15 protein-coding genes are annotated in these 17,379 nt (G+C 41.2%); all 15 read left to right on the top strand.

Annotated elements, in window-relative coordinates; genetic code table 11:
* Positions 1-62: 62 nt before the first annotated feature.
* The 15 genes from holA to pyrF all read left to right on the top strand — a co-directional run bounded on the left by holA (position 63) and on the right by pyrF (position 17,314).
* The gene (gene holA / locus NYP67_RS05800; RefSeq protein WP_415694853.1) at positions 63-1,046 is read left to right on the top strand and encodes a DNA polymerase III subunit delta; all 984 of its coding nucleotides are present in this window, start codon (positions 63-65) and stop codon (positions 1,044-1,046) included.
* 27 nt (positions 1,047-1,073) lie between these two features.
* Positions 1,074-1,637 carry a tRNA (adenosine(37)-N6)-threonylcarbamoyltransferase complex ATPase subunit type 1 TsaE gene (gene tsaE / locus NYP67_RS05795; RefSeq protein WP_032839262.1) on the top strand — a complete coding sequence of 188 codons (564 nt, stop codon included), beginning with the start codon at positions 1,074-1,076 and terminating at the stop codon, positions 1,635-1,637.
* A gap of 38 nt (positions 1,638-1,675) precedes the next feature.
* Positions 1,676-2,479 (top strand): tRNA (adenosine(37)-N6)-threonylcarbamoyltransferase complex dimerization subunit type 1 TsaB, encoded by an 804-nt coding sequence (tsaB, locus tag NYP67_RS05790; RefSeq protein ID WP_102704563.1) that lies wholly within the window; start codon positions 1,676-1,678, stop codon positions 2,477-2,479.
* A 20-nt stretch (positions 2,480-2,499) separates the two neighbouring features.
* Positions 2,500-3,126, top strand: a complete 627-nt coding sequence (rimI, locus tag NYP67_RS05785) for a ribosomal protein S18-alanine N-acetyltransferase (protein WP_415694854.1) — start codon at positions 2,500-2,502, stop codon at positions 3,124-3,126.
* Positions 3,119-4,183 carry a tRNA (adenosine(37)-N6)-threonylcarbamoyltransferase complex transferase subunit TsaD gene (tsaD, locus tag NYP67_RS05780; RefSeq protein ID WP_013399577.1) on the top strand — a complete coding sequence of 355 codons (1,065 nt, stop codon included), beginning with the start codon at positions 3,119-3,121 and terminating at the stop codon, positions 4,181-4,183. Before rimI ends, tsaD begins: the two co-directional genes overlap by 8 nt.
* 36 nt (positions 4,184-4,219) lie before the next feature.
* Positions 4,220-5,323: a tRNA (adenine-N1)-methyltransferase gene (locus tag NYP67_RS05775; protein WP_115757590.1), complete on the top strand. Its 1,104-nt coding sequence runs from the start codon at positions 4,220-4,222 to the stop codon at positions 5,321-5,323.
* Between the two features lie 17 nt (positions 5,324-5,340).
* Positions 5,341-5,898: a SixA phosphatase family protein gene (locus NYP67_RS05770; RefSeq protein ID WP_004117220.1), complete on the top strand. Its 558-nt coding sequence runs from the start codon at positions 5,341-5,343 to the stop codon at positions 5,896-5,898.
* Positions 5,899-6,074: 176 nt separating this feature from the next.
* Positions 6,075-8,411, top strand: coding sequence for a 5-methyltetrahydropteroyltriglutamate--homocysteine S-methyltransferase (gene metE, locus NYP67_RS05765; protein ID WP_004138028.1), 2,337 nt, complete (start codon positions 6,075-6,077; stop codon positions 8,409-8,411).
* Positions 8,408-9,262, top strand: coding sequence for a methylenetetrahydrofolate reductase [NAD(P)H] (metF, locus tag NYP67_RS05760; RefSeq protein ID WP_004137981.1), 855 nt, complete (start codon positions 8,408-8,410; stop codon positions 9,260-9,262). Before metE ends, metF begins: the two co-directional genes overlap by 4 nt.
* A 49-nt stretch (positions 9,263-9,311) precedes the next feature.
* Entirely contained in the window at positions 9,312-12,608 is a 3,297-nt protein-coding gene (locus NYP67_RS05755) for a bifunctional [glutamine synthetase] adenylyltransferase/[glutamine synthetase]-adenylyl-L-tyrosine phosphorylase (RefSeq protein ID WP_115757588.1), read from the top strand.
* 95 nt (positions 12,609-12,703) lie between these two features.
* Positions 12,704-12,937: a hypothetical protein gene (locus NYP67_RS05750; RefSeq protein WP_004131017.1), complete on the top strand. Its 234-nt coding sequence runs from the start codon at positions 12,704-12,706 to the stop codon at positions 12,935-12,937.
* Positions 12,937-13,269, top strand: coding sequence for a type II toxin-antitoxin system RelE/ParE family toxin (locus tag NYP67_RS05745; RefSeq protein ID WP_004131015.1), 333 nt, complete (start codon positions 12,937-12,939; stop codon positions 13,267-13,269). The genes NYP67_RS05750 and NYP67_RS05745 overlap by 1 nt, the downstream gene beginning before the upstream one ends.
* A 140-nt stretch (positions 13,270-13,409) precedes the next feature.
* Complete coding sequence (gene pyrB, locus NYP67_RS05740) at positions 13,410-14,636, top strand: aspartate carbamoyltransferase (protein ID WP_004131012.1); 1,227 nt, start codon at positions 13,410-13,412, stop codon at positions 14,634-14,636.
* 154 nt (positions 14,637-14,790) lie between these two features.
* On the top strand, positions 14,791-16,203 hold the full coding sequence (locus NYP67_RS05735; protein WP_473411276.1) for a dihydroorotase: 1,413 nt from the start codon (positions 14,791-14,793) through the stop codon (positions 16,201-16,203).
* Between the two features lie 76 nt (positions 16,204-16,279).
* Complete coding sequence (gene pyrF, locus NYP67_RS05730) at positions 16,280-17,314, top strand: orotidine-5'-phosphate decarboxylase (RefSeq protein ID WP_016635430.1); 1,035 nt, start codon at positions 16,280-16,282, stop codon at positions 17,312-17,314.
* Positions 17,315-17,379: the final 65 nt, after the last annotated feature.

The raw sequence follows: 17,379 nt of genomic DNA, 5'->3' as shown, positions 1-17,379 counted from the left end.
TAATCGAATTAATGGTAGATTTGATTAGCTAACTTGTAAAACATTAGCATTAAGGGGTACGTATGCAAGCGTTAAAAAACTTTGCGCCACTTACGATTGTAGTTGGTGGGGATGCGTATTTGAATGATTTGAACGCTCGCGACTTAAAAACGCGCATATTAGTCTCATGCCCAGATGCAGATGTTGTAAATTTAGACGCTTTTAATGCCGATAAATATGCTTTTATAACTGCTACAGGTCCATCACTTTTCTCTAGTGGAACAATTGTTGTTATTAATAATCTTGAACAAGCTAATGAAGATTTAGTCGAAGCAATAATAGAGTTTTGCGCTAGTAAATCTAAATCTAATGTAAAATCTAATGAAAACGATTGCTGGGTTATTGCACGACACGAAGGTGGTGTTAAAGGAAAGTCAATCGTTACAAAGCTAGAAAAAGCTGGAGCAAATAAAATAACTGTTCCAGATCTTAAAAAAGATGATGCAAGATTGAATTTTGTTCTAAGTCTTTTTGAAAGACAAAATCGCACAGTAGAGCCTGCAGCAGCTGCGCGAATTGTAGAGGTTTTAGGTGGAAAAACCGACCAGTTGGCATCTCTTTGTTCTCAGCTTTGTTTTGATTTTGAAGATAACCCAATAACGCTAAAAATAGTTGACCAATACTTAATATCGGATCCGCAAGTAACTGGATTTTTTGTAGCAGATAAAGCTGCACAAGGAAACGCGGGTCAAGCTATTCTTGCTGCAAGAAGAGCGGTTTTGCAAGGCGTTGACCCTATAGCGTTGATTGGAGCTTTGGCTGTAAAAATGCGCATAATCGCAAAAGCTATAGCAGTTAAAAACGGAGAAATTTCTAACGCGCAAGCAAAAGTGAATCCGTGGGCGTTAAAAATGGCTATGAGAGATTTAGGTGGATGGAGTGAGAATGGGATTCGTAAGTGTTTTATGTGTTTAGCATGGGCAGATGAGCAATGCAAAGGTGGAGCGAGTGATGCTGATTACGCTTTAGAAAAATGCATTAGCATGATTGCTTTGCGCGGTCGTTAAATTAAATCAAATTGAAAGTGTGTGATTTTGGAAAATCATAATATTAAAAAGCTTGTAATTCCAAGTGATTCGTGTATGCAAGATCTTGGCGAGTCAATCGCAAAAATAGTGCATGAAACAGACGTTATTTTGCTTTCTGGTCCTCTTGGTGCTGGAAAAACAACGTTTGCTAAAGGATTTGGTAAAGGCTTAGCAATAAAAGAGCCAATAGTTTCCCCAACTTTTACTATTGCTAGAGAGCTTAAAGGCACGTTTTCTAACGGAAAAGTGGCAAATCTTATTCACGTAGACGCATACAGGCTTGGTGGAAAAGATTACGCTCCAGGGCAAGACACTGTTTCTAGGCTTTTAGATGAGCTTGAATCACTTGGATTAGACGAAGCTTTGGAAGAGCCAGGAGATGGAACTGTTGTGCTTATGGAATGGGGAGAGCAAATGGCAGGCGTTCTTGCAAATGTTCGTCTTGAAGTTCATATTGATAGGCCGATTGATAAAAGCGAATCAAATGAGTTTACGAGCGAAGGAAATCGCGTTGTAACGCTTGTTCCAGTTGGGGGAGACTGGTGTGATCGCTTAAAAATTCTTGATTAAGAGTAAGCTAAATTGGTTAGTCAATTTAAGGAATGAAAATGAGCAATACGCTGATTATAGACACGTCGTACGGTTCAACAGTTGGAGTTGTGGGGCATAATCCGATAATAGAAACGGATTCTCGCACTCATGTTGAAAGATTGCAAGTAAACATTGATTCTGCTGTAAAAAATGCTGGACTAGAGCTTAATCAAATAGATGAGATTGTAGTTGGAGTAGGCCCTGCTCCTTTTACTGGTTTACGAGCTGGACTAGTTGCTGCTAAGGCGATTGCTTTTGCGAATAACGCAAAGATTCTAGGATGCAGCAGCTTGCTTCCACAAAGTTTAATGATTCGTTCTGGAGCTTTTGAAGAATCGCTTAAAAATGGCGTTATCTCTAATAGCGAAATAGTCGAAAATAATGAATCTTGCGTAGCTAAACACACGTATGTTCTTTCGCTAAATGACGCTAGAAGACGCCAAGTTTATATGAGTTTATATGACGATAGTGGTTGCGAAGTAATAGAAATGGATATTGATTATCCTGCAAATATTGTTGATAGAGTAAATCAATATTTTGAATCAAATAATATTTGCGATTATTGCGTTTGCGTTGCGGGTCATGGTGCTAAAAAATACGCTGAAGATTGGAAGAAAATCGAGAATATATGCTTAATCACCGAAGTGAGTGCTCTTGATTTAGGCGTAAAAGGCTTAGAGATATTTAAGTTGTGCGCAAGTCAAAAAGACGTTATTGAACCACTTTATTTAAGAAGACCAGACGTATCTGTTCCAAACCCGTTGAAGCATGTTTTAGGGTCTGGCGCTGCTACAAAAGTGGCAGAAGTAGCGGAAAAATAGGATTCAAGCGAAGTACGCATATGATTGTAGACATAACTCGCTCAAAATATCCAGCTTGTGTATCAAATAGTAAAAGCAGAGCTATAGAGAAAATTGATTGTGCAAAATATGAAGCAATAGTTTCTCAAATTGCAAAAATCGAAGCAGACTTGTTTGGGCCAGGATGCTGGAACAAGAACATGATTTTGCAAGAGTTACAAGCACCGATGCGCGCGTATTATGCAGATGTTGATCTAAACACAAATACGGTAGCTGGGTATGCAGGATTTTGGTTTGATGGTGACGACGCTCAAATAATGACAATAGGCGTTGCAAAAGAATATCAAAAGCAAGGAATTGCAAGCAATCTTCTAAAAACTATGATTGAAAATGCAAAATCAATAGGCGCAAAACGAATGCTTTTAGAAGTTAAAGTAAACAATAATCCAGCGCTAAAACTGTATGAAAAATTCGGTTTTACAAAAATGGGATTACGAAAAAGATACTACATGCCAGAAGGAATAGACGCATATACAATGTGTGCGCAAATAGACGACTTTGAAGACTTAGACAACTTAGACGACTTAGAAAATTTAGAAAACTCAAAAAACTTAGAAGAATCTAGCGAAGCTTATAACAGTGCTAAAAGTGAGGATAACAATGAGTGAAACAATGAATAAAACAAGCGAGCCAATAGTTTTAGGCATTGAATCAACTTGCGACGAAACAGCAGCCGCAATCGTTAAAGGAAGAACATTAGTTTCTAACGTTGTAGCATCCTCAATGCAAGAACATGCGCGCTACGGTGGTGTTATACCAGAAATCGCATCACGCGCGCATGCAGAAGCATTCGTGCCAGTGGTATCAAAAGCATTAGCAGATGCAAATATGGATTTAAGCGATATTGACGCTATAGCAGTAAGTGCAGGTCCGGGATTAGCAGGATGCTTAGCTGTTGGAGTTTCGGGAGCTAAAGCACTAGCAAGTGCAGCAAAAAAGCCGATTTATGGAATAAACCACGTTATTGGACACATTGCAGTAACACAATTGCAATTTGGCGATGTACCTAAAGACGTTCTAGCGCTTATAGTTTCGGGAGGTCACACTTCTCTTTTGCATGTTAATAACATTGCGCGCAGTATAGATGTTGTTGGAACAACATTAGACGACGCAGCTGGCGAATGCTTTGATAAAGTAGCTAGATTGCTTGGATTCCCTTACCCAGGGGGTCCGCATATTGATAGGCACGGGCGCCTTGGAAATCCAAATACTTTGAAAGTTCCACAAGGTCTTACGCAAGGTCGTTCTGGCAAAGAGCATCCTTACGACTTTAGTTTTTCGGGTGTCAAAACTGCTGTTGCGCGTTGGGTGGAAGCTCGCCAAGCACAAGGCTTAGAAATACCAGTTGACGACGTTTGTGCGTCTTTAGCAAACTCTGTTGCGGATGTTCTTTCTCGCAAAGCTATGATGGGCTGCGAGCAATACGGTTCAAAAACTTTGTTGATTGGTGGCGGATTCTCTGCAAACTCGCAACTTAGAGAACATCTTTTAGAGCAAGGCAAAGAGCATGGAATCGAAGTTCGTTTGCCAGAGCTTAAGCTTTGCACAGATAACGGAGCAATGGTGGCAATGCTTGGTGTGAATTTGGTGGAAGCAGGCGTTCGTCCGTCCGCTCCAGATTTTGCAATCGATTCAGCAATGCCACTTACAACCGTTAGCTTATAATAGTAAAAGTCGTTCTGAAGATAAGCGAGGTGTTTTGTGTACGAAAGCTATGCACGTAGAGGAGTTTTGCAAGTTGGTGAAAAAATCCAATTCACCGATAGAAAAGGCAAGCGAATCACAGCACAGCTTACTAAAGGCGGAGTTACACAAACCGAACACGGCATTATTTTGCACGACGATGTTATTGGCAAAACTCAAGGTGTTGTAGTAACAACAGTTAGCACAAAACGTGATTTTGAGCGTAGCAATAAGCAGCTTGACGCATCTAAAGAATCAAACAAGCCATGGATGGCAGCCCGCGCAATAGGCGGATGGGATTATGTAGTTATGCGTCCGCGATTGGCGGATTACGTTTTATCTATGCCAAGAGGCGCTCAAATCATGTATCCAAAAGATATTGCACAAGTGATTTCTTTAGGAGATATTCGCTCTGGAATGCGTGTTTTAGAGTCGGGAGCAGGCTCTGGTGCAATGAGCTTAAGTCTTTTAGACGCTGTTGGCGAAAGTGGTGAGCTTACAACAATAGAGCTTAGACCTGATTTTGCTAGAATCGCGCAACTAAACGCAACAATTTACTATGGCGAAAAACCAGAATGGTGGAATCTTTTAACTGGAGATTTTGACTCAGTAGCAAAGTCTCTTCCAGAAGGCTATTTTGATCGCATTATGCTAGATATGCTTGATCCTTGGAACAGGCTTGAACAGGCTTATAGAGTTATTGCTCCAGGTGGAGTATTGGTTGCGTACGTAACAACCACAACGCAAATGTCTAGAATGGCACAAAGTTTGCGTGCTTCGGGAGTTTGGACAGAACCAGAGATTCAAGAAACGTTAGAAAGAACTTGGAAAGCACAAGATTTAGCAGTTAGACCAGATCACGCAATGATAGGTCATACTGGTTTTCTGGTTATTTCGCGCGCAATGGCGCAAGGATTTAATGCGTTAAAAAAGCGCGATCGTGCTACAAAAGATACTGTTAGCGATATTGATGACTTAACTCCCGAAGAGCGCGCAGAACAGTTAGAAGACTTGTCTCTTAGAGATATATCCGATAGAAAGCTTAGAAAAGTCCTTAGAGATTTAGATTTGCAAATCGCACAATTACCTAACTCAAATCCAAAGCCTGATAAGGCTAACTGAAGACTGAGGAGATTAAAATGGCGGCGTCAATCAAAAAAATCGTTAAAAAAGTAAAGCACGCAAAATATGTGCTGCTACTAATGCGCCACGCAAAAGCACAGCCGCCAACAATGGGAGACGATTGGGGAAGGGACCTTAGCGATAAAGGTTTAAAACAAGCAAAAATCATGGCAAAAGGTTTGCAATCTCTAAAGCTTGTTCCAGACTACATTATTTGTTCAAGTGCAAATCGCACCGAACAAACGATGCACAAAATGCTTAAAAAGTTCGGAGATTCTCCAATAGTAGCGTCAAGAAAAAGCTTATATGATGGCGGAATGCAGTCTGTAATGGATGAGCTTTGTGCGATTAGGAGCGATTCTAGAATAACAATGATTATTGGTCATGAGCCAACAATGTCGATGGCTGCGCAATGGCTTTCTTCTCCAGATTCAGATCCTGATATATTAGGAACAATGCGACTCGGGTTAGCTAATGCTTCGATTATTGTTTTAGTATCCGACGTACCTTTTGCATCTTGCGGTTTGCGAGGAGCTAAAGCGTTGGGAATTATAACCCCAAAGGATTTTGAATAGTAAAATACGCATAAATTTGCATAAAATCCTTATAAAATTTGCATAAAATCCACACGAATCATCTGCATAAATCTGCATATAAGTTTAGGTTATAACGACACCCCCAAATAGCTAATGACCTCATTAAGCCAAATGTTTGCTAGGCTGAATCAGGTTGTTAATTATTTGGAGGATATATGCATACTGTTCTTACGTCCGTACAGGGATTCCCACGAATCGGCGCAAATCGCGAGCTTAAAAAAGTTATTGAACGCTATTGGAAAAAAGACGCAACTCTAGAAGAAGTAAGACAAGTTGCAAAAGATTTGCGCAAAAAGCATTGGAAAATCCAAACAGAATCTGGAATAGAACTTATACCAAGTAATGATTTTAGCTATTATGATCAAATGCTAGACACAGCAATCCTGCTTGGTGCAGTGCCAGAACGGTACAAGAATCTAGAGTTTGAAAATGCAGAAGATACGCTTTTTGCAATCGCACGCGGATATCAAGGTGAACGCGGAGACGTAACAGCGCTTCCAATGAAAAAGTGGTTCACAACCAACTACCACTACATTGTTCCCGAAGTAGAAAATCCGCAAGATTTGCATTTAGCTGGCACAAAACCATTCGACGAGTTCAATGAAGCAAAAGCACTCGGAATTGAAACAAAACCAGTGTTGATTGGACCATACACCTTCTTAAAACTAGCGCGCACCCCGCAAGCACAAGAATTAGAAGCAAACAAAGAGACGATTGAAGCATTAGCAAACGCGTATTGCGATATTGTAAAACGATTTGCAAGTCTTGGAGCAAAATGGTTGCAATTCGACGAACCATACTTGTGCTTAGATAAAGAAGATGGAGATTTAAGGATTTTTAGCGACTTATATAATCCGATTCTTCAAAGCAGATTTGAAAGCGCGGATAATGCTGAAAACGTTAAAATTTTGCTTAACACTTATTTTGGCAATATTTTAGACTCGTACAAAACACTAAACGATTTGGCATTTGATGCAATTGGCTTAGATTTTGTAGAAGGCAAAGAAGAAAACCTTGAAGCTTTGCAAAAATATGGAGTAAACGAGAAAACAACTATTTTTGCAGGAGTTGTAAACGGCAGAAACATTTGGAAAAATGATTACGCGCAAAGCCTTGGCTTGCTAGATGCTTTGCAAAAAAACGTTACTAATCGCATAGCTGTTTCCACTGCATGCTCGCTTTTGCATGTTCCATTTAGTACGGATGGAGAAGAGCTTGGCGAAGACGTATTAAAGCATTTTGCGTTTGCTGTAGAAAAGTTGAAGGAAGTAAGCGAAATCGCTAAGCTTTGCGTTTTGAATGATGATGAGCTTAAAAATAGCGAGGAATTAGCGCAAAATCAGGCATTATTCGATGGGTCTAGAGTAAAAGTAGACGAAAATGTTAAAGCGCGAATCGCAAGTCTTAAGCCAGAAGATTTTGAGCGAAAGCCATCTCGCGCGGAGCGTCAAAAATTACAAAAAGAAGCATTAGGATTGCCTGATTTGCCTACAACAACTATCGGATCCTTCCCTCAAACAAAAGAAATAAGATCGATTCGAGCGCTTTATAGAAAAGGCGAAATTAGCAAAGAAGAATACAACGCGTTTATTGCCAAGCAAATAGACGAGTGCATAGAACACCAGGAGCGCATTGGCTTAGACGTTCTTGTACATGGCGAATTTGAGCGAAACGACATGGTTGAATACTTCGGCCAGCATTTGCACGGATTTAAGTTTACAAAAAACGCTTGGGTGCAGTCTTATGGAACTCGATGCGTAAAGCCTCCAATCGTTTGGAGCGACGTTTCTAGAGCGCAGCCAATCACAGTAGAGTGGAGTGCGTATGCTCAAAGCCGCACAAACCATGTCATGAAAGGCATGCTAACGGGGCCTGTTACGATTCTTAACTGGTCTTGGCCTCGCGAAGATATTACGCACGAAGAGCAAACTCAGCAGCTTGCTCTTGCTATTCGAGATGAAGTCTTGGACTTGGAGCGTGCTGGAATTCGCGTAATTCAAATCGATGAGGCAGCGCTACGAGAAAAGCTTCCGCTTAGACGTTCGGATTGGCATAAGAAGTATTTGGACTGGGCGATTGCAGCTTTCCGTCTTGTGCACTCTGCTGTAGCTGCTACTACGCAAATCCACACTCATATGTGCTATTCGGAATTCAACGACATTATTCGAGACATTGATGCAATGGATGCGGACGTGATATCGTTTGAAGCTTCGCGCGGAGATCTAGTTGTTTTGGACGCTATTCATAACGCGAACTTTGAAACAGAAGCTGGCCCTGGTGTTTATGATATTCACTCTCCTCGCGTTCCTAGCGAAGATGAGATTGTTAACAGGATTCACGAGATTTTGCACAAAATGCCAGCAGACAAGCTGTGGATTAATCCAGATTGTGGCTTGAAAACTCGCGGAAATGCAGAAACTTGGGTTAGCTTGCAAAATCTTGTTTCGGCAGCTAAAACAGTTAGAAGCGAATTGGGCGGTAGTCTAAAATGACGTACAAACCAAAGTTTTCGCTAGAGGTGTTTCCGCCTAAAAGAACATCTCCAATAGGTACGATTTACGACACTTTAGATGGCTTAAGGGGATTGGATCCAGATTTTATATCTGTAACTTATGGAACTGGAAAATCTTCGGATCGAACTGCTACTGCTAGAATCGCCAACACTATTCGATCGGAGTATGGCATTAAAACTGTTGCTCACTTAACAGCAAGATACTTGGATTATGACGATGTTGACGAAGCTTTAGATATGTTTGATAAGGCAGGCGTTAGTGGCGTTTTAGCTTTGCGCGGAGACGTTATTGAAAATCAGAATGCTGCTGGAGTATTTAATCACGCAAGCGATTTAGTATCATATATTCACTCAAAGCGACCAGATTTGCCTATTTTGGGTGCATGCTACCCAGAAAAACATCCAGAAGCTGTTACTTTGCAAGAAGACATCGATAATCTAAAGCGAAAAGTTGATGCTGGAGTAACTCACTTGATTTCGCAACTTTTTTACAATAATGATGACTTTTTGCACTTTAGGGATTTAGCTAGAAAAGCTGGCATTAACGTTCCAATTGAAGCTGGAGTTATGCCTGTTGTAAATGCTAATCAAGTTAAGCGAATGACAAAAATGTGCTCTTCTAAAATAAGTGAGCCAGTTTTAGCAATGATTGAGCGATGGGGAAGTAACCCAGAAGTCTTGCAAGACGCTGGAAGCATATTTGCGTCTCAACAGATTAACGATTTAGTTGCGGAAGGCGTAGATGGGATACACTTGTACACAATGAATCGTCCTGGAGTTACTAGAAGCATTTGGTCAAACGTTAAGCCACTTTTTACTAAGATAGTGTAAATTTGTAGATTTGTGGTGCAGTGCAAGGATTATGTTGTACTGCACCACAATGTACAGTGGCGGTATGAGCAAAGAATCAAGTAATGCTGGAGATTTAAGCAATGGCTTCAGCGCGATTTTGAACGTGGGCTTAAAAGATGATTTGCAAAATCGTTCAAAAAATAGTTTAAATTTTGCTCAAGAAAATGACTTATCGTATAGAAGCCTAGTTAAAGCAGGGTTTGCGCGACCGGAATCTGCTCGTAAAGTTATAGAAGATGTTTGCAAAAATTGTGCAAATAATTCAATAAACACGGTTAAAATTTTAGAAAGCATAAGCAGAGTCGAAGATCCAGATTATGCAATTTTAGCGTTTAACGACATATATCAATCGCATAAAAAAGTTGTTGAAAATATTGCTCAAAACTCTAATAATTCACTAATAACAAGTCCGCTTTCGTCTTTAATGCAAGTTCTTGGAGCATCTAAAGCGTTTGCAATGCTAATGCGAACACGCGAAGACTTAATAAGCGCTGCCGCAAATGACCCAAATCATTTGCTACATATGACTTTAGAAGAGCGTGTTTCGGATTTACTAGAAGCTGTTCAATCGTACAGTGCAACAGTAGTAAATGAAGAAAAAGATGATGACAAGAATTGCGATTCGTGCACTGTTCCAATAAGCTCCATGGGTTTTGCACAAGCTGTTTGTGCGCTTAGAGCGAGATATCGCCAGCATATTGCTGCGATTATGGCATACGATTTGGCAAGCGCAGATCCTGTAGAATTGCAGCCAGATATAAGCTGTAAACTTTCGGATGCTGCGGATGCTGCTTTAGAGGCGGCTCTTGCGATTGCGCGCGGGCAAGTTTCTGGATCTTGCTGTTGCAAGTTTGCAATAATAGCAATGGGAAAATTGGGAGCGCGAGAAATAAACTACGTTTCCGACATTGACTTAATATATGTAGTAGAGCCAACTAATGGCGTTAAACAAGATGAAGCTTTGCGAGTTGGCTCTTCTATTGCGCTTGTTTTGCAAAAAGTGTGTCAATCGGTTGTTATGGGTTGTGCGGAGCCTCCATTGTGGCAAATTGATACTGCGCTAAGGCCAGAAGGCAAAGATGGTCCGCTTGTTAGGCGATTGGAATCTAACAGAGAATACTACGAAAAGTGGGCAAGTAGCTGGGAGTTTCAAGCATTACTAAAGTCGAGGCCAGCTGCAGGAGATATGCAACTTGGTAAAGATTATAGACAAATGGCAGATTCGCTTGTTTGGAAAGCGTCTGGTCGTGAACACTTTGTTGCAGATTGCCAACATATGAGACAGCGAGTGGAGTCTTTGATTCCTGCGTCTCATAGAGATTTAGACATGAAGCTTGGTCGCGGAGGATTGCGCGATGTTGAGTTTACTGTGCAAATGTTGCAACTTGTGCACGGAAGCGAAGACACGTCTTTGCGAGTTAGAGATACACTAGGCGCGCTTAACGCATTATCTGCTGGAGGTTATGTTTCTAGATCGCAAGCTGCGATTTTGGCAGAACACTACCGTTTTGAGCGCGTGCTCGAGCATCGCCAGCAAATGTGGAATATGCAACGTACGCATTTATTCCCAGATTTAGGTGCGCAAGGAAATGGTGGGTTAGATCGCGCAAGAAGCATTAGTGTAGAAGATCTTAACAGTAACGAGCAAATTAGGCGTCTTGCTAGAGCTGTTAGACTTAAGCCAGAAGAGCTTGTTGCGCGATTCGACAAAGCGCGACGAGAAATTAGACACTTGCATAAAGATATTTATTACCGCCCAATGCTTCCGATTAATGCGCAAACGGATGCGGATCCTATTGTGTTGTCTGCAGAGGCTGCTCGCGCTCGCTTTGCGTCAATCGGATTTGCAGATGCAAAAGCTGCACAAATGCATGTTGAAGCTCTTACTGAGGGACTTTCGCGTGCTGCTAAAATTCACAGAATTTTGCTTCCTGCAGTGTTGAAATGGCTTGGAGAAGGTCAAAATCCCGACATGGGTTTGCTTGCTTTTAGGCGACTTTCCGAGCTCTTCGGTGGGAAAAACACGTATCTTGGATTTTTGCGTGACTCTCCTAGCGCAGCTCAACGGCTTTGCCACGTTTTGTCTGATTCGCGCTATTTAGGCGATGCAATGATGAAGTCCATACAGTCGATAACTTGGCTTGGAGACGACTCGACGCTTGCGCCAAGAGGCAGAGAAAGCTTAGATATGCAAACGCGAGCAATGGTTGCAAGATATTCAAGCAGTATTGCGGATTTTGCTCAATCTTTGCGCGCTTTAAGACGGCAAGAAATTGAGCGAGTAGCTCTTGCTTGGATGTGTGGGATTATTGACGATGATACTTCGATGCAAGCAATGAGTGACGTATTTGACGCTGTTCTTGATGCTGCTTTGCAATGGGCTATGAAAGATGCGTCTCGCAAAATGTGCCTAGATGAGAGCAAAGCTTCGATTTCAATTATTGCCCTCGGACGTTATGGCGGTAGGGAAGTTAACTTCTGCTCTGATGCAGATATGATGGTTGTTTATAAGCCTACACAAGATATTTGCGGTTGCGATTCTGGCGATGATTCTGGAGCTAATCTTGCTCACCGTTTTGCGCAAACTACTGTAGACATATTGCGAAATATTTTGCAAGGTACTCTTACTTTAGAGCCAAAAATCATGGTTGATTTAGATTTGCGACCAGAAGGTAAAGATGGGCCGCTTGTGCGCTCACTAGAATCGTGCGAGCACTACTACCAAAAGTGGGCAAGTACGTGGGAAAATCAGGCACTTTTGCGCGCGCGCTTTGCTGCAGGTTCTAAAGAGTTGGCGGATGCCTTGCTAAGTGGAGTAGTAAACGACTTGCGCTATTCATTGGAGCCTCTTAGCGAATCCCAATTAGCGGAAATTCGTAAGCTTAAAGCGCGTATGGAAGCAGAACGCTTGCCAAGAGGAGTTAGCAGAGACAGACATTTGAAGCTTGGGCGCGGCGGTTTAAGCGATGTTGAGTGGACTGTTCAGCTTTTGCAATTGCAATACGCTGGAAAATACGAGTCTTTGCGCACGGTTGGCACAATGCAAGCGTTGAAAGCGCTTAAAGAATTGCATTTGATTGAAGATGAAGATGCAAACGTGCTGGAGCGCTGCTGGCATATGTGTTCTGCAGTGCGAAATGCGAACTTCTTGTGGTCTGGCTCACTTGAGCGTGCGGATGTTATTCCAACAGACTCTTATTCTTTAGGCGGAATCGCCACTTATCTTGGCTACGATCCAAACCAGGGTCGCGTTTTTGAAAACGATTTAATGGCTGTTATGCGTCAATGCCGCGAAGTTATGTCTCGTCTGTTCTACTGTCGCTAAGTTTACAGTCGCAATCTAGTCATATTTTGTAGCTTCGAATTTATTGTTGCATTCTGTTCTTTAAGTTATAATTGCAGGATGGGAGGTGATTTTTAATGAAAAATTCAATGATAAGCATTGATGTAAAAGAAAGAGCTAAGTCTTCAGTTTTTTATTCTGATGTTTCTTCACGTATAAAGCAAACAGTCAGTAGTGAAAATTTAGAAGAAAATGACGAATTATTCTCTACTGATTTTGCTGCAAAACTTATGAATAGTTACAAGCAGTCAGCTTCTGGTTTATCTAGACCATATAAAGATGTTTTTGCTGAGTTAGAAAAGGGCTTGTAATGAGTTCTTTTGATATTCTTGTTACTCAAGATGCAGAAAATGATTTAAAAAATATAAGAGATTATATTGCATCTAATATTTCTAAGAAAACTTCTGCCAGAATTATTAATATCATTAAATTTAATATTGAAAGACTATCTCTTTTTCCTCAGTTTGCGCCTGTAGTTAAGTATGAGCCGTGGAATTCACTTGGTGTGCGTCGTATTGTTGTAAAGAATTTTCTTATTTATTACAGAGTTGATTTAGAAAAAAATACAGTTTATATTTTGAAGGTTACTTATGGTAAATGTAATCAACAAACTGTATTGGAACAAATAGATTTATTGGATTAAATACTTATTAAATGTTGCATAATAAGTTATAGTTGTTCGCCACTCCGAGTATAGGTTTCGTCAAAGCTAATCAGTAATATTACGTAGGTCGCGCACAATCGCGGCCGTTTGCCAACTAGCGAAAGGTAAGCGGTTTTATTATGACGAACGCATTTTCTGATTCTTCCAATCAAGTTTTTTCTCGTTGCGCAATTGCTCAATCGTTAGCAGGCAAAAGCGTTGTTACTTTAGACGATATTTCAACAGAACAAATACGAATGCTTTTAGATAAAGCGCGATACATTGATTCGCACAGAAAAGAAGTGGCCCACACTTGCGATGGCAGAGTGTTGGCCACTCTTTTTTATGAGCCGAGTACGCGCACGCGATTAAGCTTTGAAACAGCAATGCTTCGCTTAGGTGGCAAGGTGATTGGCTTTGCAGGCGCTCAACTTTCTAGCGCTAGTAAAGGCGAAACAGTTAGCGACACGTTAAAAGTGGTATCAAACTATGTAGATGTTGTAGCAATGCGTCACCCTAAGGAAGGCGCCGCTTTTGTAGCAACGCAAGCTGTTAGCACGCCAGTAATTAATGCAGGAGACGGTGGCCACATGCATCCTACTCAAACTCTTGCAGATTTAGCAACGATTCTTGCACGATTTGGCAGACTGAATAATTTAACAGTTGGGCTTTGCGGAGACTTAACATACGGCCGCACAGTTCACTCGCTTATTGAAACTTTATGCCGCTTTGGAAACGTTCATTTTGTGCTGATTAGTCCAGATGAGCTTAAAACTCCGCAATATGTTATTGATCGCATAAACGCAACTGAATCGTGCTCTTACGAGGAAACTCGCGATTTGATGGAAGTTATTGGAAGTTTAGACGTTCTTTATATGACTCGTGTGCAAGAAGAGCGTTTTACAGACAGGGATCAATACTTGCGACTTAGAGATACTTACATTTTGACGGAAGAAAAATTGCAAAAAGCAAAGCCGAATACTGCTGTTCTTCACCCACTTCCTAGAATTAACGAGATTGCGGTTGATGTTGACGCGGATCCTCGTGCAGCATACTTTGAGCAAGTTAAAAATGGCATGCTTATGCGAATGGCTCTTGAAAGCTCAGTTCTTGGAGACGAGCTTTTGGGCTACGAACCAACAGATTTTGTGAATGTTCCTAAAGACGAATCGCAAGCTTACGATGCTAATGGAATTTCGCTCGCTAATCCTCGTGTTCATAAAGAAGACAAAAATGCTCCTAAAGATCTTAAATGTCCTAATATTCGCTGCATAACAAATAGTGAATTATCATTAGTCAAAAAGTTCTATAAGGACGATTCTGACGCAAACGTGTATCGATGCTTGTATTGCGACGAAGAAGCATAACAGATTGATTGCAGATTGGGTGCAAATTGAATGCAAATTGAATGCAGATTGAATGCAGTCAAAACGCAAAAATAAGCGCGATTAACGCAATTGAAATATAAAGTAATCTAAAATAATCTAATAACTTAAAAACCTTGAGCGAACTAGGAGCAATATGAACAACTCACGAACCTTAACTTTGCAAAATATTGCAGTTTGGGATACTAGCGAGCGCATTGATTTAATCGTAGAAGGTGTGCGACAAGATGCTTTAATTGAGCCAAATGCCAGAATATGCGGAGAAATTGATGCGAGTGATTGGATTGTTGCTCCTGGTTTTGCAGACCCACACGTGCATTTTAGAGATCCTGGTCAAACAGATAAAGAAACGATGATGACTGGCGGCAATGCTGCGGCCGCAGGCGGATATACGCAAGTTTTGATTATGCCGAATACTATTCCAGCAGTTGATGGCGAGCCTTGGAATGATGCTCCTTTCGACGTGGAAAATGTGATTGACTACTTGCAAAGATACGGTTGCATATATGGCGTAAAATTGCCAGTTCGCTACGATTTAAGCGTTTGCGCATCGGGCGGAAGAAGTGGCGTTGATCCTAGCAACGTTAATTTGTGGAAAAAGTATGTTCCTGGAATCGAAGATAGTCAAAAAACGTCTCCGATGAAGAAGCATCCTGTAGTTGCTATTAGTGACGATGGTGCTGCAGTTACAGATTCGATTTTGCAAGACGTTCTAAAAATCGCTAAAGAAACAGGATTGCCTCTTCTTGAACATTGTGAGCATCACAATTCTGGCTCAGTAAATGAAGGCCCAGTTGCTAAGATTTTAGGCGTTGGCGGAATTCCTGCTTCTACGGAGCTTGCGATTGTTAAGCGCGACATTGATGCTGCGCGAGTTAGTGGCGTTCATGTGCACTTCCAGCATGTGAGTACTGCAGCTGCTTTTGAAGCGATTCGCAAAGCTAAGAAGGAAGGTTTGCCTATTACTTGTGAAACAGCTCCGCATTATCTTGATCTTTGCGATGAAGATGTGCTTAAGTATGGCGTTAACGCAAAAATGAATCCGCCACTTAGGTCTAAAGCAGATAGACAGGCCACTCTTGGTGCAATCGCAGATGGAACTATAGACATGATTGCGACTGATCACGCTCCGCACACAGTTGCAGATAAAGCTGGCGACTTTGCGAGTGCGCCTAATGGCATTATTGGCTTAGAATGCGCGTACGCGGTTTGTAGAAAAGTTCTTGTGGATGCAGGCTACACAGACGATAAGCACTTAATTGAGCTAATGTCTGTTAATCCAATGCAACTAATGAGCCGCAGACCTACGGATGTTTCGGCTTTGCTAAACGTGTCTTCTAAATGCGCGATTAGGCGTACATTGCGATTAAGCAACACGGAGCACCCAGAAAACGTTGATTTAGTGTTGATTAATATGAACGAAAAGTGGAGTGTGGATTCAAACTCATTCCATTCAAAAGCTAGAAATACGCCATTTGACGGTTGGCAATTAAAGGGCAGGCCAGTGGCAACTATTATTGGATCGCAAATTGCGTTTTCTAGAATGTAGTCGCGTATTTAATAAGTTTAGTAAGTTTAGTAAGTCGCGTGAGTAAGTCGTAAAAAATAGTAAAAATGGGAGCAAAATGGACGAGTTAGTAGAAGCGATTGCATCAAAGCAAAATCCTACTGTTGTTGGATTAGACCCAAAGCCTGGTATTTTGCCTGCGCAAATTTTAAGCGGCTTAGCAAATGAAGTTTTGCAAGAAGTAGAGAGTGAAGAAGCTTTGCAAACGTTGCTTGGTGCTGCTTATTTTGAGTTTAATCGTGCAATTATTGATGCGATTTGCGATATTGTTCCAGCTGTTAAGCCGCAAATTGCAATGTATGAGGCGCTTGGCCCTGCTGGAATCGATACTTACACAATGACTTGCGATTATGCTAAATCCAAAGGTTTAGTTGTTATTGGAGACGCAAAACGAGGAGATATTGGTTCTACGGCAGGCCAGTATGCTGCGCATTTGCGAGGATTTGCTAATCTTGATTCGTATTTTAGCGATGAATCTTACGACTTTGACGAGTCTTTGATTAATCTTCTTAAAAGTTCTAGTACAAAGGATGTTTGGCACGAGGATTCTCTTACTGTAAACCCGTATATGGGCTCGGATGGCGTTATGCCTTTTGTAAACGAAGCAATTTCGCGCAATAAGAGCATTTTTGTGCTTTTGCGCACGTCTAATCCTTCTAGCAAAGAGTTGCAAGAGCTTGTTGTTGAAGATGGCAAGCCAGTTTATGAGCATATGGCAAGTTTGATTGAAAATTGGGGTGCTTCAAACATTGGGAATCACGGATATTCTAGAGTCGGAGCAGTTGTTGGAGCAACGCATCCGCAAGAAGGCAAGCGATTGCGCGAACTTATGCCACATACTTTCTTTCTTGTTCCAGGCTACGGAGCACAAGGCGGAACGGCACAAGATGTTGCTGGAATGTTTGATGAAAATGGCAGTGGCGCTATAGTAAACTCTTCGCGCGGAATTATTGGTGCTTGGAAAAACAGTGAATCTTATAAAAAGCACGAATCTTCAATTTCTTTAGATGACATTCTAGATATTGTTGCACATTCTTCTGCTTGTGCTGCTATTAATATGCGAGATGATTTAAGGCAGGCGATTTATAAGTGAATCTATTTATAAGTGAATATAGATAAACATAAGCGAATATAATTTATAGCTAATAGCAAGCTACA

The sequence above is a fragment of the Gardnerella sp. c23Ub_4 genome, assembly GCF_055804115.1.
The sequence above is the reverse complement of the archived record's forward strand: the minus strand, read 5'-3'. Positions and strand labels throughout refer to the sequence as shown.

Coding starts and splice junctions, on each gene's coding strand:
- NYP67_RS05735 (WP_473411276.1), top strand. CDS start 14,791: ATGAACAACTCACGAACCTTAACTTTGCAAAATATTGCAGTTTGGGAT.
- NYP67_RS05755 (WP_115757588.1), top strand. CDS start 9,312: ATGTACAGTGGCGGTATGAGCAAAGAATCAAGTAATGCTGGAGATTTA.
- NYP67_RS05745 (WP_004131015.1), top strand. CDS start 12,937: ATGAGTTCTTTTGATATTCTTGTTACTCAAGATGCAGAAAATGATTTA.
- holA (WP_415694853.1), top strand. CDS start 63: ATGCAAGCGTTAAAAAACTTTGCGCCACTTACGATTGTAGTTGGTGGG.
- metF (WP_004137981.1), top strand. CDS start 8,408: ATGACGTACAAACCAAAGTTTTCGCTAGAGGTGTTTCCGCCTAAAAGA.
- tsaD (WP_013399577.1), top strand. CDS start 3,119: ATGAGTGAAACAATGAATAAAACAAGCGAGCCAATAGTTTTAGGCATT.
- pyrB (WP_004131012.1), top strand. CDS start 13,410: ATGACGAACGCATTTTCTGATTCTTCCAATCAAGTTTTTTCTCGTTGC.
- metE (WP_004138028.1), top strand. CDS start 6,075: ATGCATACTGTTCTTACGTCCGTACAGGGATTCCCACGAATCGGCGCA.
- NYP67_RS05750 (WP_004131017.1), top strand. CDS start 12,704: ATGAAAAATTCAATGATAAGCATTGATGTAAAAGAAAGAGCTAAGTCT.
- rimI (WP_415694854.1), top strand. CDS start 2,500: ATGATTGTAGACATAACTCGCTCAAAATATCCAGCTTGTGTATCAAAT.
- tsaB (WP_102704563.1), top strand. CDS start 1,676: ATGAGCAATACGCTGATTATAGACACGTCGTACGGTTCAACAGTTGGA.
- NYP67_RS05770 (WP_004117220.1), top strand. CDS start 5,341: ATGGCGGCGTCAATCAAAAAAATCGTTAAAAAAGTAAAGCACGCAAAA.
- pyrF (WP_016635430.1), top strand. CDS start 16,280: ATGGACGAGTTAGTAGAAGCGATTGCATCAAAGCAAAATCCTACTGTT.